At 73.3% G+C, this 24,335-nt stretch carries 25 protein-coding genes; 18 read left to right on the plus strand and 7 right to left on the minus strand.

Annotated elements, in window-relative coordinates:
* Positions 1–35: 35 nt before the first annotated feature.
* Together AB0D74_RS18325 and AB0D74_RS18330 are read right to left on the minus strand one after the other, a co-directional pair.
* Positions 36–1,406 carry an FAD-dependent oxidoreductase gene (locus AB0D74_RS18325; RefSeq protein ID WP_362587216.1) on the minus strand — a complete coding sequence of 457 codons (1,371 nt, stop codon included), beginning with the start codon at positions 1,404–1,406 and terminating at the stop codon, positions 36–38.
* Between the two features lie 132 nt (positions 1,407–1,538).
* Entirely contained in the window at positions 1,539–2,606 is a 1,068-nt protein-coding gene (locus AB0D74_RS18330) for an alcohol dehydrogenase catalytic domain-containing protein (protein WP_362587219.1), read from the minus strand.
* 82 nt (positions 2,607–2,688) lie between these two features.
* On the opposite strand from AB0D74_RS18330, the gene AB0D74_RS18335 reads away from it, so the two are divergent.
* The 17 genes from AB0D74_RS18335 to AB0D74_RS18415 all read left to right on the plus strand — a co-directional run bounded on the left by AB0D74_RS18335 (position 2,689) and on the right by AB0D74_RS18415 (position 17,554).
* Complete coding sequence (locus tag AB0D74_RS18335; protein ID WP_362587222.1) at positions 2,689–3,507, plus strand: SDR family NAD(P)-dependent oxidoreductase; 819 nt, start codon at positions 2,689–2,691, stop codon at positions 3,505–3,507.
* 11 nt (positions 3,508–3,518) lie between these two features.
* On the plus strand, positions 3,519–4,652 hold the full coding sequence (locus AB0D74_RS18340) for an acyl-CoA dehydrogenase family protein (RefSeq protein WP_362587225.1): 1,134 nt from the start codon (positions 3,519–3,521) through the stop codon (positions 4,650–4,652).
* Between the two features lie 89 nt (positions 4,653–4,741).
* On the plus strand, positions 4,742–5,530 hold the full coding sequence (locus AB0D74_RS18345) for an enoyl-CoA hydratase/isomerase family protein (RefSeq protein WP_362587228.1): 789 nt from the start codon (positions 4,742–4,744) through the stop codon (positions 5,528–5,530).
* On the plus strand, positions 5,515–5,886 hold the full coding sequence (locus AB0D74_RS18350) for an OB-fold domain-containing protein (protein WP_362587231.1): 372 nt from the start codon (positions 5,515–5,517) through the stop codon (positions 5,884–5,886). The genes AB0D74_RS18345 and AB0D74_RS18350 overlap by 16 nt, the downstream gene beginning before the upstream one ends.
* Complete coding sequence (locus AB0D74_RS18355) at positions 5,883–7,031, plus strand: thiolase family protein (RefSeq protein WP_362587234.1); 1,149 nt, start codon at positions 5,883–5,885, stop codon at positions 7,029–7,031. The genes AB0D74_RS18350 and AB0D74_RS18355 overlap by 4 nt, the downstream gene beginning before the upstream one ends.
* Positions 7,032–7,178: 147 nt before the next feature.
* On the plus strand, positions 7,179–8,390 hold the full coding sequence (locus tag AB0D74_RS18360) for an acyl-CoA dehydrogenase family protein (RefSeq protein WP_362587237.1): 1,212 nt from the start codon (positions 7,179–7,181) through the stop codon (positions 8,388–8,390).
* The gene (locus AB0D74_RS18365) at positions 8,387–9,367 is read left to right on the plus strand and encodes a phosphotransferase family protein (RefSeq protein ID WP_362587239.1); all 981 of its coding nucleotides are present in this window, start codon (positions 8,387–8,389) and stop codon (positions 9,365–9,367) included. Before AB0D74_RS18360 ends, AB0D74_RS18365 begins: the two co-directional genes overlap by 4 nt.
* 12 nt (positions 9,368–9,379) lie before the next feature.
* Positions 9,380–10,594, plus strand: a complete 1,215-nt coding sequence (locus AB0D74_RS18370) for an acyl-CoA dehydrogenase family protein (protein ID WP_362587242.1) — start codon at positions 9,380–9,382, stop codon at positions 10,592–10,594.
* Positions 10,591–11,367, plus strand: coding sequence for an SDR family oxidoreductase (locus AB0D74_RS18375; protein WP_362587245.1), 777 nt, complete (start codon positions 10,591–10,593; stop codon positions 11,365–11,367). The genes AB0D74_RS18370 and AB0D74_RS18375 overlap by 4 nt, the downstream gene beginning before the upstream one ends.
* Positions 11,364–12,134 (plus strand): SDR family oxidoreductase, encoded by a 771-nt coding sequence (locus tag AB0D74_RS18380; RefSeq protein ID WP_362587248.1) that lies wholly within the window; start codon positions 11,364–11,366, stop codon positions 12,132–12,134. The genes AB0D74_RS18375 and AB0D74_RS18380 overlap by 4 nt, the downstream gene beginning before the upstream one ends.
* Positions 12,131–12,919 (plus strand): enoyl-CoA hydratase-related protein, encoded by a 789-nt coding sequence (locus AB0D74_RS18385; RefSeq protein WP_362587251.1) that lies wholly within the window; start codon positions 12,131–12,133, stop codon positions 12,917–12,919. The genes AB0D74_RS18380 and AB0D74_RS18385 overlap by 4 nt, the downstream gene beginning before the upstream one ends.
* 116 nt (positions 12,920–13,035) lie before the next feature.
* Complete coding sequence (locus AB0D74_RS18390) at positions 13,036–13,662, plus strand: TetR/AcrR family transcriptional regulator (RefSeq protein ID WP_362587254.1); 627 nt, start codon at positions 13,036–13,038, stop codon at positions 13,660–13,662.
* A gap of 126 nt (positions 13,663–13,788) precedes the next feature.
* A complete protein-coding gene (locus AB0D74_RS18395; RefSeq protein WP_362587257.1) occupies positions 13,789–14,139 on the plus strand; it encodes a nuclear transport factor 2 family protein in 351 nt (116 codons plus the stop codon).
* Positions 14,136–14,519: a nuclear transport factor 2 family protein gene (locus AB0D74_RS18400; protein ID WP_362587260.1), complete on the plus strand. Its 384-nt coding sequence runs from the start codon at positions 14,136–14,138 to the stop codon at positions 14,517–14,519. The genes AB0D74_RS18395 and AB0D74_RS18400 overlap by 4 nt, the downstream gene beginning before the upstream one ends.
* A 19-nt stretch (positions 14,520–14,538) precedes the next feature.
* The gene (locus AB0D74_RS18405; RefSeq protein WP_362587263.1) at positions 14,539–14,859 is read left to right on the plus strand and encodes an EthD family reductase; all 321 of its coding nucleotides are present in this window, start codon (positions 14,539–14,541) and stop codon (positions 14,857–14,859) included.
* Positions 14,860–14,918: 59 nt separating this feature from the next.
* Complete coding sequence (locus tag AB0D74_RS18410; protein WP_362587266.1) at positions 14,919–16,502, plus strand: class I adenylate-forming enzyme family protein; 1,584 nt, start codon at positions 14,919–14,921, stop codon at positions 16,500–16,502.
* Entirely contained in the window at positions 16,499–17,554 is a 1,056-nt protein-coding gene (locus tag AB0D74_RS18415) for an MBL fold metallo-hydrolase (protein ID WP_362587269.1), read from the plus strand. The genes AB0D74_RS18410 and AB0D74_RS18415 overlap by 4 nt, the downstream gene beginning before the upstream one ends.
* Here the strand turns inward: AB0D74_RS18415 and AB0D74_RS18420 are convergent.
* The 5 genes from AB0D74_RS18420 to AB0D74_RS18440 all read right to left on the minus strand — a co-directional run bounded on the left by AB0D74_RS18420 (position 17,551) and on the right by AB0D74_RS18440 (position 21,385).
* Entirely contained in the window at positions 17,551–18,300 is a 750-nt protein-coding gene (locus tag AB0D74_RS18420) for a glucose 1-dehydrogenase (protein WP_362587625.1), read from the minus strand. The two genes, AB0D74_RS18415 and AB0D74_RS18420, sit on opposite strands and share 4 nt — an antisense overlap.
* A 21-nt stretch (positions 18,301–18,321) precedes the next feature.
* Complete coding sequence (locus AB0D74_RS18425) at positions 18,322–19,125, minus strand: glucose 1-dehydrogenase (RefSeq protein WP_362587272.1); 804 nt, start codon at positions 19,123–19,125, stop codon at positions 18,322–18,324.
* Between the two features lie 63 nt (positions 19,126–19,188).
* A complete protein-coding gene (locus AB0D74_RS18430; protein WP_362587275.1) occupies positions 19,189–19,458 on the minus strand; it encodes a hypothetical protein in 270 nt (89 codons plus the stop codon).
* Between the two features lie 224 nt (positions 19,459–19,682).
* Positions 19,683–20,564: an ABC transporter substrate-binding protein gene (locus AB0D74_RS18435; protein ID WP_362587278.1), complete on the minus strand. Its 882-nt coding sequence runs from the start codon at positions 20,562–20,564 to the stop codon at positions 19,683–19,685.
* Positions 20,565–20,629: 65 nt separating this feature from the next.
* Complete coding sequence (locus AB0D74_RS18440; RefSeq protein WP_362587281.1) at positions 20,630–21,385, minus strand: SDR family oxidoreductase; 756 nt, start codon at positions 21,383–21,385, stop codon at positions 20,630–20,632.
* Between the two features lie 387 nt (positions 21,386–21,772).
* On the opposite strand from AB0D74_RS18440, the gene AB0D74_RS18445 reads away from it, so the two are divergent.
* Positions 21,773–24,334, plus strand: a complete 2,562-nt coding sequence (locus AB0D74_RS18445; RefSeq protein ID WP_362587284.1) for a SpoIIE family protein phosphatase — start codon at positions 21,773–21,775, stop codon at positions 24,332–24,334.
* The last annotated feature ends 1 nt before the right edge of the window (position 24,335 follow it).

A 24,335-nucleotide genomic window follows, 5' to 3' on the forward strand; every position in this document is an offset into this window, starting at 1 on the left:
GCACGGGATTTGTGCGTGCCGCCCGGGCGGCGGTCTCAGCGGCCGTCGGCCGTGGGTCTCCCGGCGAGCGCGGTACGGGCCGCCGCCAGCCCGAAGACCAGGGCGGGAGCGAGACCGCCCGCGTAGGCACGCCGGTACAGCCCGCCCGCGTCCGCGCCGGCCGCGAGCAGCCCGGGGACCGGACCGTGCCCGCCGGCGCCCGCGGCTCCGGGTCCGCCCAGGACGCGGGCGGACGAGTCGATCAGCAGGCCGCCGAAGGTGAACGTGACCGCCGGAGCGGCCTCGACGACGTAGAAAGGCGGTTCGTCCAGCGGACGGGAGTCCAGCAGGCGACCGGGTACCGGGGCCGCGCCCGATGCCGCTTCGGCGTTGAACTCCCTGATGCGGTCGCGGATCACGGCGCCGGGATAGCCCCACTCCTCGGGCATCGACGCGAAGTCGTCCAGATCCTCCGCCACCGCGCAGCGGGCCCCGGCGCGGTGGCACAGCTGGAACTTGTCGACGCCCGGGATGCCCGCCACGTACGAGGCGCTGATCCACTCCCGGTGCACGCGCGCGTCCGCGACCAGCAGGCCGCGGGCCTGCGGCCGGTCCAGCAGGGCCATGGCGGTGAGGTGGTCGCCGACCGTCTCGTCGACGAAGCGCTCGCCCGCGGTGTCGAAGAGCAGGGCGTGCTCGCTGTAGTAGAGCGCGAGGTCGACGAAGCGTGCCGGATCGGCCAGGGAGACGCCCGCCGGCATCAGGTGGCCGTAGAAACCGGCGTCCTTCGCGCCGAACTCCGCCCCGGCCGCCCGTCCGAGCGCCAGTCCGTCACCGCGGCTGTGCGGGTTGGCCCGCAGCGCGACATCGGCGGCCTGCGGGTGGAGGTGCCGGGCGCGCAGCTCGGGGTCGCCCTGGAAGCCGCCGGTCGCGAGCAGGGTCCAGGCGGCCTCGATACGGCGTGCCGAGCCGTCCGGCAGGAGGCACTCGGCCCCCGTCACCCGGCCGTGCTCGGTCAGGAGGGCGCGGGGCCAGGTGGCGGTCAGCACCTCCTGGCCCCGGTCCCGGACGAGCCGTTCGCAGGTGTCGAGGTAGTGGTTGGTGTCGACCTGGTGTCCGCGGCCGAAGCCGAGAACGGGCACGGGCGGCTTGCACTCCACACCGAGCGACCGGACCCAGGCCACCCCGTCGGCGAATCCGCCGACCAGGGTCGCGGCCAGCTCCGGGTCGCCGTCCGGGTTGACCCGGCGCAACTCCTCGACCGTCGGCGCGGTCCAGATGAAACCGGCGAAGCGGGCCGAGCCGCCGGTGCGCTCCGCCTTCTCCACCAGCACCACCGAGCCGCCCTCGGCCGCCACCCGGGCGGCGGCCGAGAGCCCCGCCATGCCGCCGCCGATCACCAGCAGATCCACTGTGTCCGCGCCCATGGGCAGTCCTCCGCCTCTGTGTCACCGAATGAAACAAGACGCTAATTGAACTCACTTCTGTAGTCGAGGGGTCGGTGGGGGTGCGCTGTGGCAGTACGGTTTCGGCCGCGTCCGGCCGCGTTCGACCCAGCCTCAGTCCGGAACGACGACCGCGCGCCCCCGCACCGCGCCTGCCCGCAGCCTCTCGAACGCCTCCAGCGCGCCCGACAGCGGATATTGCTCGACCTCCACGCGCAGAGCACCCTCCCGGGCCAGTGCGACCACCCGCCGGAGCTCGGGCACGGTCCCCCAGAAGGGCAGCGAGATCCGCGTTCCGGGAGGGAGCGCACCGGGCTTGCGGACCGTCAGTTCACCGCCCCCGCTGCCGACGACGACCAGCTCCCCGCCGGCCCGCAGCGCACCGACGGCGAGTTCCAGACTTGAGTGGCTGCCGACGAAGTCGAGCACGGCCGCCGCCCCGGTCCCGCCCGTCCGCGCCCGCAGGACGCGGGCGGTGTCGGGCCGCGGCAGCGTCGCGAAGTGCGCGCCGCAGGCGTCGGCCAGGGCCAGCGCCTCCTCCCGCACATCCACCGCCAGTACCTGCGCGGTGGTCGTGGCCCGCAGGATCCGGACCGCGAGGTGACCCAGCCCCCCGACCCCGAGCACGACCACGCTCGCGCCGTCGGGGAGGGGGCGCCCCGAGGCGGTGACGGCGTGGTACGCGGTGAGCCCGGCGTCGGTCAGCGGCGCCGCCTGGACCGCGTCCAGGTCGCCCACCGGGACCAGCAGCCGCCCGGACGGCACCAGCATCGTGTCCGCCATCCCGCCGTCGCGGCCCAGCCCCGCCCCGGTGCCGGCCAGTTCCCGGTCGAGGTCCGGTCGCCGGTCGCAGTAGTTCTCCGCGCCCGCACCGCAGTTCGCGCACCGCCCGCAGCCCCACGGCCCGTACACGACGACGCGCTCCCCGACGGCCGGACCCACGGCCCGCGGCCCCCGCTCCATAACCCGGCCGGCGACCTCGTGGCCGAGGGTGAACGGAACCCGGTACGGGAGACCGCCCGCGGCGGCGTCGACGACGTGCAGGTCCGACCGGCACAGCCCGGCCGCCTCGACCCGCAGCAGCACCTCCTCGCCCGTGGGCACCGGCCTCGGCAGTCCGGTGAGGACGGGCGGCCCGCCCCGGCGCGTCAGCCGCACCGCTCTTGTTCTGGCTGTTGACATGACCGAGACCGTAACAAAAATGAAGTCAGTTCAGTAGAGCTGAGACGGGTGCAGGGAACGGGTGGAGGGAGAGGTGACCGCTATGGGTGACGGACGCGGTGACGGACGCGGTGACGGGAGGGCGGGCCGCTTCGGCGGCCGAGTCGCCCTGGTCACCGGCGCGGGTTCCGGAATCGGTGCGGCGACCGCCCGGCGGCTCGCGGAGCAGGGCGCGGAGGTCTTCGCGGCCGACATCGACGGCACCGCCGTCGCGGCCGTGGCGGCGGAACTGCCCGGCGCCCGCGCGCTGACCGTGGACGTCGCGGACCCCGCACAGGTCGACCGGGCGATCGCGGACGCGACCGAGGCGCACGGACGCCTGGACGTGGTGGTGCACGCGGCGGGTGTGGACGATCCCGCTGCCAAGGAGTGGATCGCCGACGCGCTGCTCGACGGCCGGCCACCCGAAGTGACCACGAGACTGGGCGACGACGCGTGGCGGCGGGTGCTGCGGGTCAACCTCGACGGCACCTTCCACGTGCTGCGCGCCGCGCTGCGCGTCATGGCGCCCCGTGGATCCGGGGCGGTCGTCACCGTCGGCTCCTCCTCGGCCTTCGACACCCTGGCCGGCTATCCGCACTACGCGGCGTCGAAGGCCGGTGCGCACGCGCTGAGCCAGGCCGTCGCCAAGGAGGCGATCGCGTTCGGCGTCCGCGTCAACACGGTGGCGCCGGGGCCGACGGAGACGGGCATGGCGGCGCGCACGCCCACCGCGCTGCGGCGCGGCTTCGCCGATCCACGGGTCCGGCCCTACGCCACGCCGGAGGAGATCGCCGACATCGCCCTGTTCCTGGCGAGTGAGGACGCGGCGAATCTCGTGGGCGCGGTCCTGCTGGCCAACGGCGGACGGTTCACGGTGTGAGGGAGGTCCCGATGGTCCGGCTCGATGTCGATCCCGAGCTGCTGCTGGAGACCGGGGAGCAGCGCCAACTGCGCGCGGTTCTGCGGGATGTGCTGACCGGTTCCTGCGGGCCCGAGCAGGTCCGCCGACAGGCCGCGGGCCCGCGCGGATTCGACCGGGCGCTGTGGGACCGGCTCGCCGGCGAGATCGGCGTGCACGGCCTCGCCGTGCCCGAGGAGTACGGCGGCGCCGGCTACACCTTCGCCGAACTCGCCGTCGCCCTGGAGGAGACGGGACGCGTGCTGTGTCCCGTGCCGCTGCTGCCGGCCGTCGTACTGGCCGGGGAGGCCCTGCTGGCCGGCGGCGACCGGCGGGCCTGCGAACGCTGGCTGCCGGGCATCGCCTCCGGAGCCCGCACCGCGACCGTCGCCGGAGTGCTGCACCCGGCGCACGTCACGGCCGAGCGCGGCCCCGGCGGCTGGCTGCTGCGCGGCGAGGCGGACTTCGTGCCCGACGGAGAGGGCGCCGAGCTGCTGCTGGTCGCCGCCCGCGCCCCGGACGGGGAGCGGCTGTTCGCGTGCGCACCCGACGCCGCGACCTGCCGCCGTACGGCACGCCGTGTCCTCGACCCCACCCGGCGCCAGGCGCTGGTCCGGTTCGCGGGAGCCGCGGCCGAATCGGTCGGCGAGCCGGGACAGGTCCCGGCGATCGCCGCCGCCGTGCTGGACGCCGGACGGGCCGCACTGGCCGCCGAGCACGTGGGAGGCAGCGCCCACGCTCTGGACGCCACCCTGGACTACGTGTCCCACCGAACTCAGTTCGGTAGAGCCATCGGATCCTTCCAGGCGGTCAAGCACCGGCTGGCCGATCTCCTGGTCGCGGTCGAGGGGGCCCGTTCCGCGTCGTCGTACGCGAGTGCCTGCCTGGCCGTGCGGCGGCCCGAGCTGCCCGTGGCCGCGGCTGCCGCGGCGGTCGCCTGCACTCGTGCCTATCGCCTCGCCACTGCCGAATACGTGCAGCTCCACGGTGGTATCGGCTTCACCTGGGAGCACCCGGCCCACCTCTACGTGCGCCGCGCCAGAGCCGACGAGGCACTGTTCGGCACGGGTGACGACCATGCCCTGCGCTTGGCCGGCCTGCTGGGCCTCGTCGGCCGCGGCGACTGACCGCCCATCGGCCGCCGATCTTCCCGACCATTGACAGGGGCATCCACCGCCCCCAGAATCGAACTCAATTCAGTTCAGTTGGAGGACTCATGGCAGTCGAAGACGAGATCCAGTTCGAGCGCGACGGGCAGGTGGCGCGGGTCTGGCTGAACCGCCCGCACAAGAAGAACTGCGTGACCGTGCCGATCCTCAACCGCCTCGACGAGATCATCACCGAGGTCGACGCGGACCCCGAACTGCGCGTGCTGGTGCTGCGCGGGCGCGGCAACACCTTCTGCTCCGGGTTCGACCTGGACAGCCTCAAGGCCGACTTCGTCGGCAGGTCCAACGCGATCGACGTCGCCGTGCTGTCGGCCAAGGTCTGCGACCGGCTGTACTCGATGAAGACCCCGTCGATCGCCGTCCTCGAAGGGCATGTCACCGCCGGCGGCTTCGAGCTGATGATCTCCTGCGACTTCGCGATCGCCGCGGACGACGCGCTGATCGGCGACTTCCACATCCGCCGCGCCCTGTTCGGCGGCGCCGGACCGATCTACCGCGTGCCGCGCATGATCGGCGTCCGCAAGACCAAGGAGCTCATGCTCACCGGCAAGCTGCTCACCGGGATCGAGGCCGCCGGGTTCGGGCTCATCAATTCCTCGGCGCCCGCCGACAAACTCGACGCCACCGTCGAGGAGTTCGCCGACCAGCTCGTCGACAAGAGCCCGTTCACCATGTGGATCACCAAGATGACCATCGACCGGAGCCTCGACGCGGACATCCAGTCCCTGATGGTCATGGAACACCTCGCCGTCGGCGTGATGCTCAACTCCGAGGACGCGGCGGAGGGCGTGGCGGCCTTCCTGGAGAAGCGGGAACCGCAGTGGAAGGGCCGCTGAGCGCCGCGGCGGAGTCCGGGAGCCGGCTGCGCGGCTCCCGGTGCGCCGACTGCACGGTGGCCGTCTACCCGGCCCGGCCCGGGTGCCCCCGCTGCGGGGGACCGGCCGAACCGGTCCTGCTCTCCGCCACGGGCACGCTGTGGACCTGGACCGTGCAGCGGTACGCGCCCAAGTCCCCGCCGTACGCCCCGCCCGCCGCCGGGTTCACGCCCTTCACCGTCGGATACGTCGAACTCCCCGAAGGCGTACGGGTACTGGCCGCCCTGGACATCCGGCCCGAGGACGCGGAGATCGGCATGCCGGTCACCGTCACCGCGGGCGACGGTGTGCCGAGGGCCACGGGAGCCGCCGTATGAGCGGCGAGGACGTGCTCGTCTGCGGGGCCGGGATCACCTCCTTCGCCCGGACGGAGGCGAGCGGCCGGGACCTGGCCGTGCAAGCCGTGCGCGCCGCGCTCCAGGACGCCGGACTGCCGTGGTCACGGGTACGGGCCGCGTACGGCGGCAGCGACGCGGCCGGCAACGCCGACACCCTGGTCGCCGAACTCGGCCTGACCGGCGTGCCGTTCACCAACGTCCGCAACGGCTGCGCGACCGGCGGCAGCGCACTGGTGTCGGCCGTCCACGCCATCCGGTCGGGAGCGGCGGACGTCGCTCTCGCCGTCGGCTTCGACAAGCACCCGCGCGGCGCCTTCGACCCGCGGCCCGCCGACTGGGGGCTCGACGAGGCCTACGGGCGCGACGGGCTGATGGTCACCACGCAGTTCTTCGCGATGAAGATCCAGCGGTACATGCACGACCACGGCATCAGCCCCCGCACCCTCGCCCTGGTCGCCGAGAAGGCGTACGCCAACGGCGCGCTCACCCCGCACGCCTGGCGCCGCAAGCCGCTCGACGCCGACGAGATCCTCGCGTCCGGCATGGTCAACGACCCGCTGACCCGGTACATGTTCTGCTCGCCGGGGCAGGGCGCGGTGGCCCTGATCCTGTGCAGCCGTGCCGCGGCCCGCGAGCTCGGCGGCACTCCGGTCGTGCTGCGGGCGGCCGTCGTACGGACCCGCCGGTTCGGCTCCTTCGAGGTCTTCAGCCCCTGGGCGCCGACCGGGACCCCGACGAGTGTGAGCGCGGACGCCGCGCGGGACGCCTTCGAGGAAGCCGGGTTGGGCCCGGGGGACATCGACGTGTGCCAGCTCCAGGACACCGAGAGCGGTGCCGAGGTGATGCACCTCGCCGAGTGCGGGTTCTGCGCACACGGCGAACAGGAGTCGCTCATCCCGTTCGGGGCGACCGGGATCGGCGGCTCGCTGCCGGTCAACACCGACGGCGGCTGCATCGCCAACGGCGAACCGGTCGGAGCCTCCGGGCTGCGCCAGGTCCACGAAGTCGTCCAGCAGTTGCGCGGCCGGGCCGGCGAGCGGCAGGTGCCGGGTGGTCCGGCGGCCGGCTTCACCCACGTGTACGGGGCGCCGGGCGTCAGCGCCTGCACCGTGCTGACCCGCTGAGCGCGTCGAGGCACATCAGGACGCACCGAGGCACCGAGGCACCGAGGCACCGAGGCACCGAGGCGTCGAGGCACCGAGGCACCGAGGCGTCGAGGCACCGAGGCGTCGAGGCGTCGAGGCATCGAGAAGAAGGGAGGTCGGAGGAGGATGAGCGGCATTCCCGAGCCGGCGGAGTTCCGCGCCGAGGCCCGGAGCTGGCTGGCCGGCGTGGCGAAGGAGCGCGCCGCGCACCAGGACCGGGGTCGCGGCGACGACTCGGTGGCGGTCTTCGAGAACTGGACCGAGGCCGAGGAGCGCGCCCACACCGACCTGACACGGCAGTGGGAGCGCACCCGGTACGACCAGGGCTGGGGCGCCCTCGGCTGGCCACCGGAGTTCGGGGGCCGCGAAGTCCCCTCGTACTACGAGCAGTTGTACCGCGCCGAAGAGGCCGCCTACGACGTACCGCGCCGTACCGAGGTCTTCCCGGTCACCCGGCACCTCGTCGCCCCCGCCGTCCGCATCTGGGGCACGGACGAACAGCAGCGGCGCTGGCTGCGCCCCATGCTCCGTACCGACGAACTCGCCTGCCAGCTCTTCTCGGAGACCGAGGCCGGTTCCGACCTGGCCGGCGTCCGCACCCGGGCGGTGCGGGAGGGCGACGGCTGGGTGGTGCGCGGCCACAAGGTGTGGACGTCCGGCGCCCGGGTCGCCACCTGGGGCGTGGCCGTCTGCCGCACCGACCCCGACGCTCCCCGGCACGCGGGCATCACGGTCCTCATGGTCCGCATGGACGCGCCGGGCGTCACCGTACGGCCCATCCGGCAGATGACCGGCGGCTCCAGCTTCAACGAGGTCTACCTCGACGACGTCTTCGTGCCCGACACCGACCGGCTCGGGCCGGTCGGCGAGGGCTGGCGGGTCACCCTCACCGTGCTCGCCGCCGAACGCCTCGACTCCGGCGGCCTCGGTCTGGACAACGCCGAGCGCGCCCTGGACCTCGCCCGGCGGCTGCCTCGCCCGCTCACCGGCGGAGAACAGCAGCAGGCGGCCGACCTCTACGTCAGCACGCTCGTCCAACGGCTCACCGGACTCCGGGTGACGGCCGCCCTGGCGGCCGGCCGCGAACCGGGCGCCGAGGCATCGGTCGGCAAGCTGCACGCCACCGCGACCATGCGCGCCACCACCGACCTCGTCCAGCAGCTCCTCGGACCACGGCTGGCCGCCGACACGGGGGAGTGGGGCACCTTCGCCTGGACCGAGCACCTGCTCGGCGCCCCCGGCTACCGCATCGCCGGCGGCAGCGACGAGATCCAGCGCAACATCCTGGCCGAGCGCGTGCTCCGGCTGCCCAAAGAGCCGAAGGGAACGGGAAGTTGAGTACGACGACCGAAGTGGCCGAACTCGGACGGCGGGTCCGTGAACGGCTTGCCGCCCGGCACCCGCACGAGCCGCCGGGGGACCTGCGCACCCTGCCCGGCGGCCACTCGGGCCTCACCTACTCCGTCACGGCCGGAGCGGTCTCGTACGTCGTGAAGGCGGTGCCGCCCGGACAGCGCGCCGTCGGCCGCAACGACGTGCTCCGGCAGGCGCGGATCCTGCGCGCACTCGCCGGGTCACCGGTGCCCGTCCCGGCCGTCGTGGCCGTGGACGAGACCGAACCCGCCTGGTTCGCCATGGAGTTCGTGGACGGCGAGGCCGTCGAACCGGTCCTCGACGAACACCACCTGGACCCCGGGCGGTGCCGGACCCGCATGCTCGCCCTGGCCGGCGTGCTGCGCGAGCTGCACGGGACCGCGAGCCCGGAGGGCCGCCGACCCCTCGATCCGGCGGGGGAGCTGGAGCGGTGGAGCCGCACCATGCGGGCGGTGCCGGACGAACTGCGCCCCGGCTCCGAGGGCTTGCTGGACGCACTGGCCGCTCGCATCCCCGCCGGTACGGCACCCACCCTCACCCACGGCGACTTCCGCCTCGGCAACGTCCTGTGCCGGGGCGATCGGCCGACGGCCGTGGTGGACTGGGAGATCTGGGAGTACGGCGATCCGCGCATCGACCTCGCGTGGTTCCTCCTCTTCGCCGACCACCGCAACTTCCCCCGCCTCGGCCGTGCGGTGCCCGGTCTGCCCACCGAGGAGGAACTGCTCACCGCCTACCTCGACGGCCGCCCCGCACCGCCCGCCCTCGACTGGTTCCGCGCCCTGGCCCGCACCAAGATGGCCGCGATCATGGGCCACAACCTGCGCAGGCACCGCGAGGGCAAGCACCACGACCCCGACCAGGAGCGGCTGCCCCCGACCATCGCGGCGATGATCCGCACGGCCGCAGGCATCCTCGCCGCACGGTCCCGACGGTCCTGAAGGAGCCGCACCATGGATTTCGGACTCTCGCCGAGGGCCGAGGAACTCCGTTCGCGGATGGCCGCGTTCATGGCGGAGCACGTCCTGCCCGCCGAGCCCGTCCACGACCGCCAGCTCGCCGAGGGGGACGACCCGCACCAACTCCCCCCGATCATGCGGGAACTGCAGGAGAGGGCGCGCGCCGAGGGACTGTGGAACCTCTTCCTCGCCCACGGCGACTGGGGCGCGGGCCTCACCAACCTCGAATACGCCCCGCTCGCCGAGCTGGCCGGACGCTCCGTCATCGGCCCCGAGGTGTTCAACTGCTCGGCCCCCGACACCGGCAACATGGAACTGCTCGCCCTCTACGGCACCCCCGAGCAGCAGGACCGCTGGCTGCGACCGCTGCTGGCCGCGCGGATCCGGTCCTGCTTCGCCATGACCGAGCCCGAGGTGGCGAGCTCCGACGCGCGCAACATCCGCACCCGGATCAGGCGGGACGGCGACGAGTACGTCGTCGACGGCCACAAGTGGTACACCTCCGGGATCCTGGACCCGGACTGCCGGCTGATCATCCTGATGGGGGTCTCGGACCCCGGCGCACCCGCCTACCGGCAGCAGAGCATGCTGCTGGTCCCGCGCGACACCCCCGGGATCACCGTCCTGCGCGACCTGCCCATGTTCGGCTACACCGACCGGTGCGGCCACGGGGACGTGCTCTTCGAGAACGTGCGGGTGCCGGTGTCCGCCCTGCTCGGCGGCGAGGGCGAGGGGTTCGCGCTGGCCCAGGGGCGGCTGGGGCCCGGCCGTATGCACTACGCCATGCGGGCGGTCGGGTTCGCCGAACGCGCCCTGGAGCTGATGTGCCGCCGGACCCTGACCCGTACCGCCTTCGGCGGCCCGCTCGCCGACCAGGGCGTCGTCCGTGAGTGGATCGCCCGCAGCCGGATCGAGATCGAGCAACTGCGGCTGCTGGTCCTGAAGTCGGCCTGGCTGATGGACACCTCGGGCAACGTGGCCGCCCGTACCGAGGTCGCCGCGATCAAGGTGGCCGCGCTGGAGGTGGCCCACCGGGTGGTCGACCGGGCGGTCCAGGCGCACGGGGCCGCCGGGGTCAGCGACGACACCGTGCTGGCCCGGCTGTTCGCCATCACGCGGGCGCTGCGGATCGCGGACGGCCCGGACGAGGTGCACCTGCGCACCGTGGCCCGGCGTGAACTGGCCAGGTATCCCGAGGAGTCGGCATGAACGGGCAAGCACTCGACGGACGGGTGGCCGTGATCACCGGCGGCTCCCGGGGAATCGGGCTCGGCATCGCGAAGGCGTACCGGGAGGCGGGCGCCCATGTGGTGATCGCCGCCCGCAAGCCGGACGGACTGGCCACCGCGCGCCAGGAGTTGCTGCGGGTCGAGGGCGACGGCGAGGTGCACGAGGTGGTCGCCCACGCGGGCCGGCCGGAGGACGCCGAACGGTGCGTCGAGGAGACGGTGGGCCGGTTCGGCCGACTCGACGTCCTGGTCAACAACGCCGCCACCAACCCCTACATGGGCCCCCTGCTCGACCTCGACCCGCCACGCGCGCACAAGACGGTCGAGGTCAACCAGTACGCCATGGTCGTGTGGACCCGGCACGCCTGGCGGGCATGGATGCGCGAGCACGGAGGAGCCGTCGTCAACATCGCCTCCGTCGGTGGGCTGGTCGTCGACCCGCACATCGGCTGGTACAACGCGACCAAGGCGGCGATGCTCCATCTCACCCGGCAACTCGCCTACGAACTGGGCCCGCACGCCAGGGTCAACGCCATCGCGCCCGGCCTGGTCAAGACCGAACTGGCGCGGGCCGTATGGGAACCCAGGGAGCCGATCCTGACCGCGAAGCTGCCCCTGCGCAGGCTGGGGACGGTCGAGGACGTGGCGAACGCGGCGGTGTTCCTCGCGTCCGGGGCCTCGTCCTGGATGACCGGCCAGACGCTCGTCCTGGACGGCGGGGCGACCGCACTGCCGATCGGGGTGGGAGGGTGACCGGCGCGGACGGGGACCTGTTCTCGCTCGACGGCCGGACGGCCGTGGTCACCGGGGCCTCGTCGGGGCTGGGCGCACGCTTCGCCACGGTGCTGGCCGCCGCCGGTGCCACGGTGTTCGCGGCGGCCAGACGCCCGGAGAAGCTGACCGAACTGGCCGACGGGGACCCGCGCATCCACCCGGTCGTCTGCGACGTGACGCGGGAGGCGGACCGCGTCCGGCTCGCGGAGACCGCCTTCGCGCACCGCGGCCGGCTCGACGTCCTGGTCAACAACGCGGGGGCACCGGGCGCCGTACGCGCACAGGACGAGAGCCCCGGCGACTTCGCGGGCGTCCTGGCCGTCAACCTCGTGGCGCCGTTCCACCTCGCCCGGCTGCTCGCCGAGGCAGGGAGCGATCAGGGCCGTACGAGATCGGTCGTCAACGTCTCCTCCGTCCTCGGGCTCGTGGCCGGTGCCCCCCTCGGCGGGGCCGCCTACGCCGCCTCCAAGGCGGGGCTCCTCGGGCTGACCCGGGAACTGGCCGGGCAGTGGGGGGAGACGGGGGTGCGGGTGAACGCCCTCGCGCCCGGCTGGTTCCGCTCCGAGATGACCGACGGACTCTTCGCCGACGAGCGTTCCCGGCGCTGGGTGGAGCGCGGCACGATGCTCGGGCGCGGTGGCGCACCGGGCGAGCTGGACGGAGCGCTGCTCTATCTGGCCTCGGACGCGTCGTCGTACTGCACCGGACAGGTGCTCACCGTGGACGGGGGGTGGACGGCACGATGAGGGTCACGGTCGGGATCGACGACGACGGGGTGGCGCACGTCGAGATGTGCCGGGGCGCGGGCAACGCGATCGACCTCGCGACCGCCACGGGGCTGCTGGCGGCGGCACGGGAGTGCGCGGCGGCGCGGGTGCGGGCGGTGCTGCTCACCGGGCGCGGGCCGGCCTTCTGCGTGGGCGGCGACCTGAAGGAGTTCGGCGCCCTGCCCGCGGAGCGGCTGGCCGGGCACCTCACCGATGTCACCGACGCGCTGCACGCGGCCCTGCGGATCCTCGCCGGCCTCGACGCGCCGCTGGTGGCGGCCGTGCAGGGGGCCGTGGCGGGGGCCGGACTCGGCCTTGCGATGGCCGCCGACCTCGGGTTCGCCGCCGCCGACGCCCACTTCACCGCGGCGTACACCGCGATCGGGTACTCACCGGACGCCGGCGTGACCTGGCTGCTGCCCCGTCTCGTCGGCCCCAAGCGGGCACTGGACCTGCTGCTGACCAACCGGAGGGTGTCCGCCGCGGAGGCCCTGGAGATGGGACTGGTGAGCAGGGTGGTCGAGCCGGAGCGGCTCCGGGAGGAGGCCGTGCAGGCCGCGCGGGGACTGGCACACGGCGCCACCGGGGCGTACGGCGTGACCCGGCGGCTGGTCGCCGACGCGGGCGCGGCCGGGCTGGACGAACAGCTCGACGCGGAGGCCCGCCGGCTGGCCGCGACCGCCGTGTCGGGGGAGGGGCGCGAGGGCATGGCCGCGTTCCTCGGCCGGCGCCCGCCGGACTTCACACGTGCGCCCGCGCGGTGACGGGCGGGGCCGCCCGCACCTTCGCGTCCGGTCGATTCGAAGCCAACCTGAACTTGGGTCTACTCTCGGACGACCGGACGGTGATCGGAACCGGCCGTGGAGCAGAGGGAGAGACGATGGCAAGGGCGCGGATCGTGGATCCGGAGGAGGGGCCCAGGTCGAAGCGGGCGGCCATCCTGGTGGCCGCGGTGGAGCGGTTCGGGGAGGACGGCTACGAGAGCACCAAGTGGTCCGAGGTCGCCGACCGGGTCGGCATCGGGCAGACGGCGCTCTACCACTACTTCGAGTCGAAGGCCCACTGCCTGCTCACCATCATGCGCCTGGAGCTCCAGCGCTCCCACGACCAGTTCGTCGAGGCCACGAAGGACGTGACGGAGCCGGTCGAGGAGGTGCGCGCGGCGGTGCGCTCCGCCTTCGCGGTCACCGAACAGGAGATCCGCCAGATGCGCATCCTGCAGGCGAACATGTCCCTGCTGGCCAACCCGCGCAAGTCCAGGCGGGAGGAGACCGAGCGGGTCGCGGCCCGCCAGCTGGTGCAGATGGTCGAGCGGGACTGGACGAACCTGCTGATGCGCGGCATGTCCAAGGGCGCCTTCCCGCTGCGCGACGCCCACACCCTCGGCCTGGCCGTGCTCGGCATGATCGTCAGCGTCTGGCGCTGGTACCGGCCGACCGGGGCGATCCCGCTCGCCGAGATCAGCGAGATGATCGAGGGATGCGTGGTGCGCATGGTCGCCGAATGACTTCCGGGTCCGTCCCGTCCCGCCTCTTGCCGGGGCGGCCGTCCTGGGATCAAACTGAACTGAACTCAGGTTGTGGCGAGAAGGTCTGTGCCTGCCACATCACGTCTGTGGGGAGAGCGATCGGCAATGGTGCTGCGCGAATACATGGCCCGAATGGACGGCCAGGATCCCGAAAAAGCCCTGGAGCTGGTGGAGCCCGGATTCCGTTTCCTCATCGCCCTGCCCGGGGGTGAGCGCAGCGGGGCCTCGCGCGACGAGTTCGCCGCCTACATAGCCGGGCGGCGGGCCGTGGACCGTACCCATGAGATCAAGAGGTACGCGGTCGACGGCGACGTCGAGACGGCGTACGGCTTCGTCGTCGAGAAGGGCGTGACCACGGGGGCGTTCCTCTCCGCCGTACAGGTCTCGGCGGCCGGGCTGATGGCGCGCTACCAGTCCTTCTTCACCACGGAGTTCGACCTGGTGGACCGGCCGTGACCGCCCCGGCCGCCCAGTCCACCGCGGCGTTCCTGACCCGGTGGTTCGCCATCCTCGACAGCGCGGACGCGGACCGCGTCCTGGACCTGATCAGCGACGACTTCTCGTTCTCCATCCTCTTCTCCACCGGTGGCGGAGGCGCGACCGACTTCCACGGCGGCCGGGCCGAACTGACGGGCTACCTCGCCCAGCGCGAGGTGGGCGTGCGCACCCACCACCTGCTCACGGCCGGCACCGTCGGCCGGGACGAGCTGTTCCTCGGCGAGGTGCGGCGCGCCGGGGTGCCGGAGGCCACCTTCGTGGCCGGCGCCCGGCTGGACGCGACCGGCCGGCTGCGGCGGCTGATGATCGGGCGCTCGCCCGAGGTGCTGTTCACCTGAGAAGCCCGAGGAGGGCGCGATGTACAACCTGGTCCTGCTGGCCGCCCGGCCGCCCGAGTGGACCCACGAGCGGTTCATCGGCTGGTGGCGCGGCGAACACGCCGAACTCACCCGCACCCTGCCCGGACTGCGGTCCTGGCGGCACACCGACGTCGACGCCGCCCTCGAACCCCGCTCGGAAGGCTGGGACGGGGTCTCCGTCCTGACCTTCGACACCGCAGAGGACCTGCGCAAGGCACTGGACAGTCCCGAGTGGGCGGCGGCGGTCGCCCAGGTCGGCGACATGCGGGGCCGGCGCATCGCCGTCATGGGCGGCGAGACGGACATGTACCCGGGCTGAGCCCGCCGGGGCCGGACAGCCACCACCACCTTTCGCGCGAAGAGGCGAGGAAGCAGCGGATGCGACAGACAGTGCGGGAGTTCCAGCAACGCGCGGAGAAGGCCGACTTCACCGCCGTCGTCGACGACACGGGCCGGCACGGCGCGCGCGACCTGCTGGCGCACGCGGCCGAACTGGCCGACGCCATGGTGCCCGACGCGGCCGGCGGCTCGCCCGGCGGGACCGTCCTGCTCCAGGCCGACAACTCCTGGCGGACCGTCGCCGCCACCCTCGCCGTGGGGCTGACCGGAGGCGTCCTGGCACTGGTCAACCGGCACACCACCCGTGCCGAGTTCGCGGCGGCCCTGGAGGACATCCGCCCCGACACCGTCGTCGCCGAGCCGTCCGCGGCCGAGGGATGGCCGGCGCGGGAGGGAATGCCGGGTGCGCGGACGGCCGAGGCGCTCGACGGCTGGCAGGCCCTCGTCGGCCGCGGCCCGCGCGATGTCTCCCGCTGGTCCGGCGGTGCGCTCATCGGCCTCACGTCCGGCTCCACCGGACGGCCCAAGGGAGTGGTCCAGTCCGAGAGCGCCCTGCGCTACGCGTGCGCCCGCACCGCGGAGATCAACGGGCTGCGCGAAGGGGACGCGGTGGCCGCCGTCGTGCCCCTCTCCTCGACCGCCGCCTACTGCTTCGGCGTGGGCATGGCCCTGATGCTGGGCGGCCCGCTCGTCCTGAGCGGACGCTGGGACCGCGAGGAGGCACTGGCGCGGATGTCCGCCAACGACGTCCGGTGGACCATGTGCGTGCCGACCATGGCACTGCAGATGGGCTCGGCGGCAGCCGGATCACGAGTCCTCGAAGGCGTCCGCTCCCTCACCGTCGGCGGTGGTCCCATGGACCGCGGCGCCCTCGCCCGTGCCGAACGCTCGCTCGGGACCCGGATCCTGCGCGTCTTCGGGATGTCCGAATGCCTCGGGCACACCTCCCCGCGGCCCGGCGACCCGGAGGAGATCCGGCTGGGCCGGGACGGACGCCCGTTCCCCGGCACCGAGCTGCGCGCGGTCGCCGCCGACGGCACCGTCCTGGGCCCCGGCGCGACCGGCCGGGCCGAGGTCCGCGGCCCTTCCCTGTTCGTCGGGTACGCCCGTGACGGCAGGGTCGAACCGCCCGCCCTCACCCCGGACGGCTTCTTCCCCACCGGGGACCTGCTGGTCACCGGCGAGGACGGGACGGTCACCGTCATGGGCCGGGAGAAGGACGTCATCATCCGGGGCGGCCGGAACCTCGACATCACCGAGATCGAACGCGCGGTCGCCGCCCACCCGGGCGTCGCCCGAGCCTGCGTGGTGCCGGTGCCGGACCCGCTGCTCGGCGAACGGGCGGCCGTGCTCGTGGTCCCGGAGGACGGCCACGACGGCATCGGCCTCGACGACATCACCGCACACCTCGACCGCACCGGCCTGTCCAAGGCCAAGTGGCCCGAGTTCGCCTTCACCGTGGGCGAGTTGCCGCAGACCACGGTCGGCAAGCTCGACCGCCCCGGAGCCCGCAGGCTCGCCCACGCACTGCACACCCGGCTCGCCCCGGAGCCGGCCCCGCACCCCCACAGCCCGTCGCACGGGCCGACGCACCGCCCACCGCACCGGCAAGGAGACGCATGACCTCCCCCACGACCCGCACCCCTCGCTTCGACCGCGGCCGGTGGTCGGAGGCCGGCGCCGAGACCGTACGGCCCGGCGTCCACCGCATCCCGCTGCCGCTGCCCGACGACGGACTGCGCGCGGTCAACGTGTACGCGCTGGAAGGCCTGACGGAGGGGCTGGTCCTGATCGACGGGGGCTGGTCCGTCCCCGAGTCCCGCACGGCGCTGGAGGACGCGCTCGCCGGCCTCGGCCACGACCTCGGCGAGATCAGCCACATCCTGGTCACCCACATCCACCGCGACCACTACACCCAGGCCGTCGCCCTGCGCAGACTGCTCGGCTCCCGGGTCTACCTGGGCTCCGGCGAACGCCCCGGCCTGGAACTGCTCGGATCACTCCGTACGACGCAGCCGGCCGGCTCGCTGGAGACGCTGGCGCGGGCCGGTGCGGGCGAACTCGCCGAGCGGGTGGCCGCGATGGACCACGGCGACTTCGACCCGGACGTGTGGGACGCCCCCGACCGCTGGCTGGAGGCGGAGGAACTCCGCTTCGGCGACGCGGTGTTGCAGGTCGTCCCGACCCCGGGCCACACCCGGGGGCACGTCGTCTACCTCGACCGGGCCCGCGGCCTGCTGTTCTCCGGGGACCACGTCCTGCCGCACATTACCCCGTCCATCGGCTTCGAACTGGGCCCGGCACGGCTGCCGTTGGGGGACTACCTGGACTCACTGCGGATGATGACGACGCTCTCGGACGCCCGGCTGCTGCCCGCGCACGGCCCGGTGGGCGACAGCGTGCACGCCCGGGTCGGCGAGTTGCTGGCCCATCACGACGACCGGCTCGCCCGGACCCGGGCGGCCCTCGGCGACCGCACACTCAACGCCCACGACGTGGCCGGGGAGTTGGGGTGGACGCGGCGCAAGGTCGCCTTCGCCGACCTGAACGTCTTCAACCAGATGCTCGCGGTCAACGAGACCGCGGCCCACCTCGACGTGCTGGCGGCCCGCGGTCACGTCCGGCGCACCCGGTCGGCCGACGGCGTCGACCACTACACGGCGCTCGCCGCCTAGCGTGCCGTCCAGCCGCCGTCGACGTACAGCTCCGAGCCGGTCATGAAGCTCGCGTCGTCGGAGGCCAGGAACGCCACGGCCGCCGCGACCTCCTCGGGCGTACCGAGCCGGCCGAGGGGTGTGCCGTCGAGCATCGCGGCCAACCGCGGTGTGTCCCGCCACAGTTCACGGGAGCGGGGCGTCCCGATGAAACCGGGATGCAGGGAGTTGACCCGGACGCCGCGCCGCGCCCAGTGCAGCGCGGCGTTCTTCGTCATCAGGCGTACCGCGCCCTTGGCCGCGTGGTACGAGAACTGGGAGCCGAAGCCGCCGACCGTACCGAAGATCGACGCGACGTTGACGACCGAGCCGCCGCCGGAGCGCTCGATGGCGGCACCGGCGTGCTTCATGCCGAGCCAGACACCGGTCTGACCGACCGCGATGACCTGGTCCCAGGACTCCTGCGTCTCCGTCTCGACGGTACGCATCGCGGCGATCCCGGCGTTGTTCACCAGCACGGACAGGGAGCCGAACCGGCCGGTCACCCGGTCCACGACGGCCTCCCAGGCCGACTCGTCGGTCACGTCCAGCGCGAGCCCGACGGCACCGCCCCCGGCCTCCTCGGCCAGCTTCTCGCAGCGCTCCGCGTCGACGTCCGTCACCACCACGGTGGCGCCCTCGGCCGCGAGCCGCCGTACGACGGCGTCACCGATGCCTCCGGTCGCGCCTGTCACCAGGGCCACCCGGCCGTCCAGTCTCGCCTCCATCACGCCTGTCCCTCCTTCGCTTCAGCCCTTGACGCCACGCCAGGCCAGCGCGCCGCCGTCGATCACATGGGCGGCGCCCGTGATGAACGCCGCGCTGTCCGAGGCCAGGAAGCAGGCGAGCCGGGCCACCTCCTCCGGCCGCCCCATCCGGTCCACCAACTGCGGCGCCAGCAGCGCCCGTTCCGTCGCCTCACGGTCACCGGCCGCGGCGAAGTGGTCCTGCGTCAGCTGTGTGTCGATGACGCCGGGGCAGAGGCAGTTGCAGCGCACCGGGGCCAGGTCGACCGCGGTGACCTTGGTCAGATGGATGACACCGGCCTTGGTGACGCCGTAGGCGGGGCAGTCGGGGAACCCGACCAGGCCGGAGACGGAGGCGGTGTTGACGATGGCCGGGCCGCGGGCGGACCGCAGGAGCAGAGGCGCCGCGAACCTGGTCGTGAGCCAGACGGCCTTGAGATTGATCTCGTAGACGGTGTCCCAGACCTCCTCGGGGAGCGAGGCGACACCGTGGTCGCGGCCGGCCGTGAACGCGGTGTCGATCACCCCGGCGTTGTTGACCAGCACGTCGAGGCCGCCGAAGCGCTCGGCACACCGCGCCACCATCGCCTCGATGTCGTCACGCACCCGCAGATCACACACGATCGCCTCGGCCTTCGCCCCCTCGGCCCGCACCAGCGCGGCGCTCTCGCCCACGGCCTCCTCGTCGAGATCGGCGACGGCCACGGCCGCGGCGCCCTGCCGGGCCAGCTCCACCGCGACGGCCCGGCCGATGCCCCGGCCCGCGCCGGTGACGAGAGCGACCCTGTCCAAGAGGGAACCAGCCATCGTCCGCTCCCTTCCGCCCGCGGCGGATCCGGAACTGAACCAACTTCAGTTCACTCGTGGAGTCTAGGTTCCCGCGGGGGAGAGCGACAAGGGGTCGGACCGCCGTCGCGGGGCCTCAGGGCCGGTAGACCATCCCGGGCTGGGGCTCGGCGGGGCGAGCAGCTGCGACACCGTGACGACGGTGTGGCCACGCTCCTTGAGCGCCCGGAGAATCCCGGGCGCGGCGGGCACGGTCCCCTTGCGCAGGTCGTGCAGCGGGATGATGCCGTCGCGGTGGGTCTGGTCGAGCCCCCGCTCGGTGATCAGAGCGGAGTCGGTCGTCTGGCAAGGCACGGACCCGTGACCGGTCCAGGCCAACGGCCGTACGGGCGTGATGATCTACCGCGACGGTTTCCCCACCGCGCTCCTGACCGTGGCTGTTTCGAGGGAGGGCGTCCGCAGGGTGATGTGGGTGTTCGACCCCGGCGAGGTCGCCGCGTTCCTGGACTCCGGAGCCCGCCGCACAACTGCCCCCGGCCTTGCGTCGGTTGACGGGTGAGCCACATTCCCCGGTCTCCTCAACCGGGCTCGACCGTCGCGGTGCGGTACATCTCGGCCGCGGTGACGGAGGCGGGCACGCCGAGTTCGGCGGCGACCGCCGTGATCGCGCTCTCGCCGACCCCGAGGTCGGCCCGGCCGTCGTCGGTGAAGTACGGCGCGACGAAGGTCTCGTAGTGTGCTCGGGCCTCCGCCGCGGTCTGTCCGCCCAGGAACGTCCGGATGTACCGCACCGCGGTGCCGGGGTCGTCGTGGATCACCTGGAGGGCACGGCGGTGCGCCCGTACGACGGCCTGGACCGCGGGGTCGTCGGGCGCGATGTGGGTGGGGTCCACGGCCACGCCCACCGTGGGGATCCGGAAGTGGTCGCCGACCCAGGCCAGGAGCTGCCAGCCGTGCTCGGCGGCCACCGCCTCCGGCGCCATGGTGCTGCCCACGAAGGCGGCGTCGATGCTGCCGTCGCGCAGCCCGCGCAGGTCCAGGCCGTAGTCGCCGGGCGCCCGGACGACGGCGTCCAGGTCGCGGTCGGGATCGAGACCGGCCCCGCGCAGCACGATCCGGGCGAAGCACCCGGGTGCGGTGCGGGGGGCGTGCACGGCCAGCCGTCGGCCGGCCAGATCGGCCAGGGAGGTCGGGCCGGGGCGGGCGAGGAACCAGAACAGCGGACGGTGCGTGTTGACGCTGAGGGCGACCCACGGAGTCCCGTCGGTCAGCCGTGACAGCAGGGCCCTGCCGAGCCCGATGGTGGCGCAGCGGCGCAGCCGCTCCTCGTCCCAGGTGCAGCCGTCGCGCAGTGCGACGTGGACTCCCTCGTCGGCGTAGTAGTCCTCCTGGTCGGCGATGTAGGCGGCCAGTTCCTCGTGCAGGCCGCGTCCGACGTAGGCGAGATCGATGGTGTGCATGGCGGTCTTTCCCGGTCGTGTGGTTCGAGAGAGCGGTGCGCCGTGCGCGGCGGACAGCGGGTGCGTCAGTACATCGCCATTCCGCCGTTGACCGCGGCGGTGGTGCCGGTCATGAAGGAGTTGTCCTCACCGGCGTAGAAGGCGATCGCCTGGGCGACGTCGTCCGGGTGTGCCAGGCGGCCCAGCGGGGTGGCGGCCACCTGCCGCTGCTTGACCGCGTCGTCGATCACGCCGGCCATCCGGGTGTCCTCCACCGCACCGGGCGCGACCACGTTGACCGTGATGCCGTGCGGTCCCAGCTCCTGGGCGAGATAGCGGGCCAACCCCTCCAGCGCGGCCTTCGCCGTCCCCAGTGCGACCATGCCCGCCCGGGGACGGCGGCTGAGACCGGTACCGAGGTAGACGATGCGCCCCCAGCCCTGCTCGGTCATGTGGGGCAGGACGGCCTTGGTGACCGCGAACGCCGCGTGCATCTCGGCGTCGACCTTGCCGCCCAGCTCCTCCCACGTCATGTCGTGGAAGGACTTGACCGCGTACGGGATGAGCGCGTTGTGAACGAGCACGTCGATGCCGCCCCACGCGGCCCGGACCCGCTCGACCATGTCCTCGACCGCCGCCGCGTCGCGCACGTCGGCCTGGACGGCCATGGCCCGGCCGCCGGCGGCCTCGATGCCGGCCACGACCTCCTCGGCCGCTCCGGCGCTGCTGAGGTAGTCGACCACCACGCCCATCCCCCGTGCGGCGAGGAGCCGCGCGGTGGTCGCCCCGATTCCGCTGCTGGCGCCCGTCACCAACGCCACCCTGCCCGGTGTCCCGGTCATGAGCCCACCTCCTTCTCGTTCTCGTTGGCCTTCTCGTCGTTGCGGTCCGTCCTGGCCGGTGGTGGTGGGACCGATGAACAGCAGAGCGCTGTCGTCCGTCATGGGGGCGGTTCGCCGTGCGTGGTCGATCAGGGCGTCCTCCCGTACGGCGCACCTACCAGCACCGTACGTCCGCACCGACCGGCCCCGCGCGGGGGCGCCGTCCGGGACCTCCGTCGCGGCAGTGGCCCCTGTCACAGATCAAAGCGGCGTCCGGTCAATGGTCTGAAAAGGGACAAGCAGGGGCGCCATCGCGCTCAGGTCCGAGACCGGAATCGAGAACGGTCACCCGGCACGGCGTGCCACAGGTGCCTGCCTCGCCGCCACCCATCCGAGGACGACGATTCGATGACCAGCACAGACACAGCGACACCCCGTAGGCAGCCGAACATCCGCGAGCCCTCGGAGTCGGCGATCGCGATGCTCGACGAGCAGGGGACGGTGGTCGGCTGGACGCGGGCCGCCGAGCGGCTGGTCGGGTACTCCGCCGGCGACGTGGTGGGCCGGTCGGCTGCGGCCGTACTGCCGTACTCCGAAGAAGCGCCGACGACGGCCGAGTTCGCCGACCGGTGCCGGGCCCGGCGCGGCTGGTCGGGCACGACGACGGTACGGCACAGGGACGGGCACCGGCTCGACGTGAGCCTGCGGGTCTCGATGCTGTGGGGGCACGGCGAAACGGTCCGGTGGCTCGTCTCCGTGACCGACATCGGCGAGGCCTCCGGAGCAGCGACGAACGAACTGGTGCGGGAGTCACTGCTCGCCCGCGTCCCCATGGGCATCGTCGTACGGGACCCGCAGCTGCGGTGCACCTGGGTGAACGACACCATGGAGAGCCACGACGGCATTCCCCGCGGCCGTCGGCTCGGACGGCGCTTCAGCGACGTCCGGCCGGGTGCCGAGGCCGAAGCCCTCGAGGGGGCGATGCGAGAGGTGATGCGGGGCGGGCCCGTGCAGGTCCACGACCACCGGACGTGGCTGCCGTCGAGCCCGCACCGGGAGCACACGCACGCGGCTTCGATCTTCTGCCTCCAGGACGCCGACGGCCAGGTGCTGGGGGTGTGCGTCATCAGCGTCGACCTCACCGGGAGCCGGCAGGCACGCGATCGCCTGGCCATCCTCAGCGAGGGCAGTACGCGCCTCGGCAGCAGCCTGGACGTGATGCGGACCAGCCAGGAACTGGCCGACCTGGCCGTACCGCTGCTCGCCGACTACGTCGCGGTCGACCTCGAACAGTCGGTCCCGTGCGGCGAAGGGCCCCCGGTCCACATCGGCTCCTCGGGCCGGCGCCTCCCGGTTTTCCGGCGCGCCGGTCTGGCGTCGATCCACCACGGGGTCCCGGAGTCCCCGTGGGCGCACGGCGAGGTGGTTCCGTGGCCGCCCGCCTCCCCCTTCACCGACGTCCTGCGCACCGGCATGCCCCACCTGGAGCCGGTCCTCGACACCGCTCCGGGCACATGGATCGACCAGGACCCGGAGCGGGCACGGACGATCCACGAGAACGGCATCCACTCCCTGATGCTCATACCCATCCGTGCGCGGCGCGTCCTGCTGGGCATGGTGCTGTTCATCCGAACCTCGGACCCGGGGCCGTTCCAGGAGGTCGACGTCCTCCTCGCCGAGGAACTCGTCAGCCGCGCCGCGCTGGCGCTGGACAACGCGCGCCAGTACGCCCGCGAGCACACCGCCGCCCTCGCCCTCCAACGGAACCTGCTCCCGCACCGCCTGAAGGGCGGCGCGGCGGTCGAGACGGCGTCCCGCTACCTGCCCGCCGACATGGACCACGGCGTCGGGGGCGACTGGTTCGACGTGATCCCGCTGTCCGGCGCGCGCGTGGCCCTCGTCGTCGGCGACGTCGTCGGACACGGGATCAACGCCGCCGCGACCATGGGCCGGCTCCGCACCGCCGTACGCACCCTCGCCGACATGGAGCTGTCCCCCGACGAACTGCTGACCCACCTCGACGACACGGTCCAGCGACTGGCCGAGGACGATGCCGACGCCCCGGAGCAGTACTCCCCGGCCGTGGGCGCCACCTGTCTGTACGCGGTCTACGACCCGGTCACCCGCCGGTGCGCCATGGCGCGGGCCGGGCACCCGCCGCCCGCGATCGTCGACCCGCAGGGGCGGGTCGCCTTCCCCGACCTGCCCACCGGAACCCCGCTGGGCACGGGGCTGGGCGTCCCCTTCGAGGCCGCGGAGCTGGAACTGCCCGAAGGAAGCCTCCTCGGCCTGTACACCGACGGACTGGTCGAGACCCGCGACCACGACATCGACGTGGGAATGGACCGCCTGGGCAGCGCCCTGGCACAACCGGGCCGCCCCCTGGAGGAACTCTGCGGCCGTGCGATGGAGACCTTCCCGGGACAGGCACCCTCCGACGACGCCACCCTGCTCCTCGTCCGCACCCGTACGCTCAGCCCCGCCCAGGTGGCCTCCTGGACGCTGCCCGGCGACCAGACCGCCGCCCGCAGCGCCCGGCACATGGCGGCCCGTCAGCTGACCGAATGGGGCCTGGAAGGCGTCGCGGACGCCACCAGGCTGATCGTCAGCGAACTGGTCACCAACGCCGTCCGCCACGGCAGCGGTCAGATCACCCTGCGCCTGATCCGGCACCAGGTCCTGACCTGCGAAGTGTTCGACTCGAACGCCTGCGCCCCGCGTCTGCGCAGCGCATGCACCCATGACGAGAACGGCCGCGGCCTCTTCCTGGTCGCCCAGTTGTCCCGCAGATGGGGTTTCCGCACCGTGCCGGGCGGCAAAGTGGTCTGGGCCGAAGAGGACCTGGCCCGCGCACCGGCGGACCCACGGGAGCGCGGGGTACCGCCCCTGCCCGAGACGCGCCCCGTCCTCGCCTCCGCGACGGCCGCGCACTCCGGTGTCGTCGCGGTACGGGGCCTGCGGCATCCTTGAC

Source organism: Streptomyces sp. NPDC048278, from assembly GCF_040652195.1.
In the GTDB taxonomy this organism is placed as follows: Bacteria; Actinomycetota; Actinomycetes; order Streptomycetales; family Streptomycetaceae; genus Streptomyces.

Excerpts from the sequence above, each read along its gene's own strand:
- AB0D74_RS18325 (WP_362587216.1), bottom strand. The coding sequence starts at position 1,406 with ATGGGCGCGGACACAGTGGATCTGCTGGTGATCGGCGGCGGCATGGCG.
- AB0D74_RS18330 (WP_362587219.1), bottom strand. The coding sequence starts at position 2,606 with ATGTCAACAGCCAGAACAAGAGCGGTGCGGCTGACGCGCCGGGGCGGG.
- AB0D74_RS18335 (WP_362587222.1), top strand. The coding sequence starts at position 2,689 with ATGGGTGACGGACGCGGTGACGGACGCGGTGACGGGAGGGCGGGCCGC.
- AB0D74_RS18340 (WP_362587225.1), top strand. The coding sequence starts at position 3,519 with ATGGTCCGGCTCGATGTCGATCCCGAGCTGCTGCTGGAGACCGGGGAG.
- AB0D74_RS18345 (WP_362587228.1), top strand. The coding sequence starts at position 4,742 with ATGGCAGTCGAAGACGAGATCCAGTTCGAGCGCGACGGGCAGGTGGCG.
- AB0D74_RS18355 (WP_362587234.1), top strand. The coding sequence starts at position 5,883 with ATGAGCGGCGAGGACGTGCTCGTCTGCGGGGCCGGGATCACCTCCTTC.
- AB0D74_RS18360 (WP_362587237.1), top strand. The coding sequence starts at position 7,179 with ATGAGCGGCATTCCCGAGCCGGCGGAGTTCCGCGCCGAGGCCCGGAGC.
- AB0D74_RS18370 (WP_362587242.1), top strand. The coding sequence starts at position 9,380 with ATGGATTTCGGACTCTCGCCGAGGGCCGAGGAACTCCGTTCGCGGATG.
- AB0D74_RS18375 (WP_362587245.1), top strand. The coding sequence starts at position 10,591 with ATGAACGGGCAAGCACTCGACGGACGGGTGGCCGTGATCACCGGCGGC.
- AB0D74_RS18385 (WP_362587251.1), top strand. The coding sequence starts at position 12,131 with ATGAGGGTCACGGTCGGGATCGACGACGACGGGGTGGCGCACGTCGAG.
- AB0D74_RS18390 (WP_362587254.1), top strand. The coding sequence starts at position 13,036 with ATGGCAAGGGCGCGGATCGTGGATCCGGAGGAGGGGCCCAGGTCGAAG.
- AB0D74_RS18395 (WP_362587257.1), top strand. The coding sequence starts at position 13,789 with ATGGTGCTGCGCGAATACATGGCCCGAATGGACGGCCAGGATCCCGAA.
- AB0D74_RS18405 (WP_362587263.1), top strand. The coding sequence starts at position 14,539 with ATGTACAACCTGGTCCTGCTGGCCGCCCGGCCGCCCGAGTGGACCCAC.
- AB0D74_RS18410 (WP_362587266.1), top strand. The coding sequence starts at position 14,919 with ATGCGACAGACAGTGCGGGAGTTCCAGCAACGCGCGGAGAAGGCCGAC.
- AB0D74_RS18415 (WP_362587269.1), top strand. The coding sequence starts at position 16,499 with ATGACCTCCCCCACGACCCGCACCCCTCGCTTCGACCGCGGCCGGTGG.
- AB0D74_RS18420 (WP_362587625.1), bottom strand. The coding sequence starts at position 18,300 with ATGGAGGCGAGACTGGACGGCCGGGTGGCCCTGGTGACAGGCGCGACC.
- AB0D74_RS18425 (WP_362587272.1), bottom strand. The coding sequence starts at position 19,125 with ATGGCTGGTTCCCTCTTGGACAGGGTCGCTCTCGTCACCGGCGCGGGC.
- AB0D74_RS18435 (WP_362587278.1), bottom strand. The coding sequence starts at position 20,564 with ATGCACACCATCGATCTCGCCTACGTCGGACGCGGCCTGCACGAGGAA.
- AB0D74_RS18440 (WP_362587281.1), bottom strand. The coding sequence starts at position 21,385 with ATGACCGGGACACCGGGCAGGGTGGCGTTGGTGACGGGCGCCAGCAGC.
- AB0D74_RS18445 (WP_362587284.1), top strand. The coding sequence starts at position 21,773 with ATGACCAGCACAGACACAGCGACACCCCGTAGGCAGCCGAACATCCGC.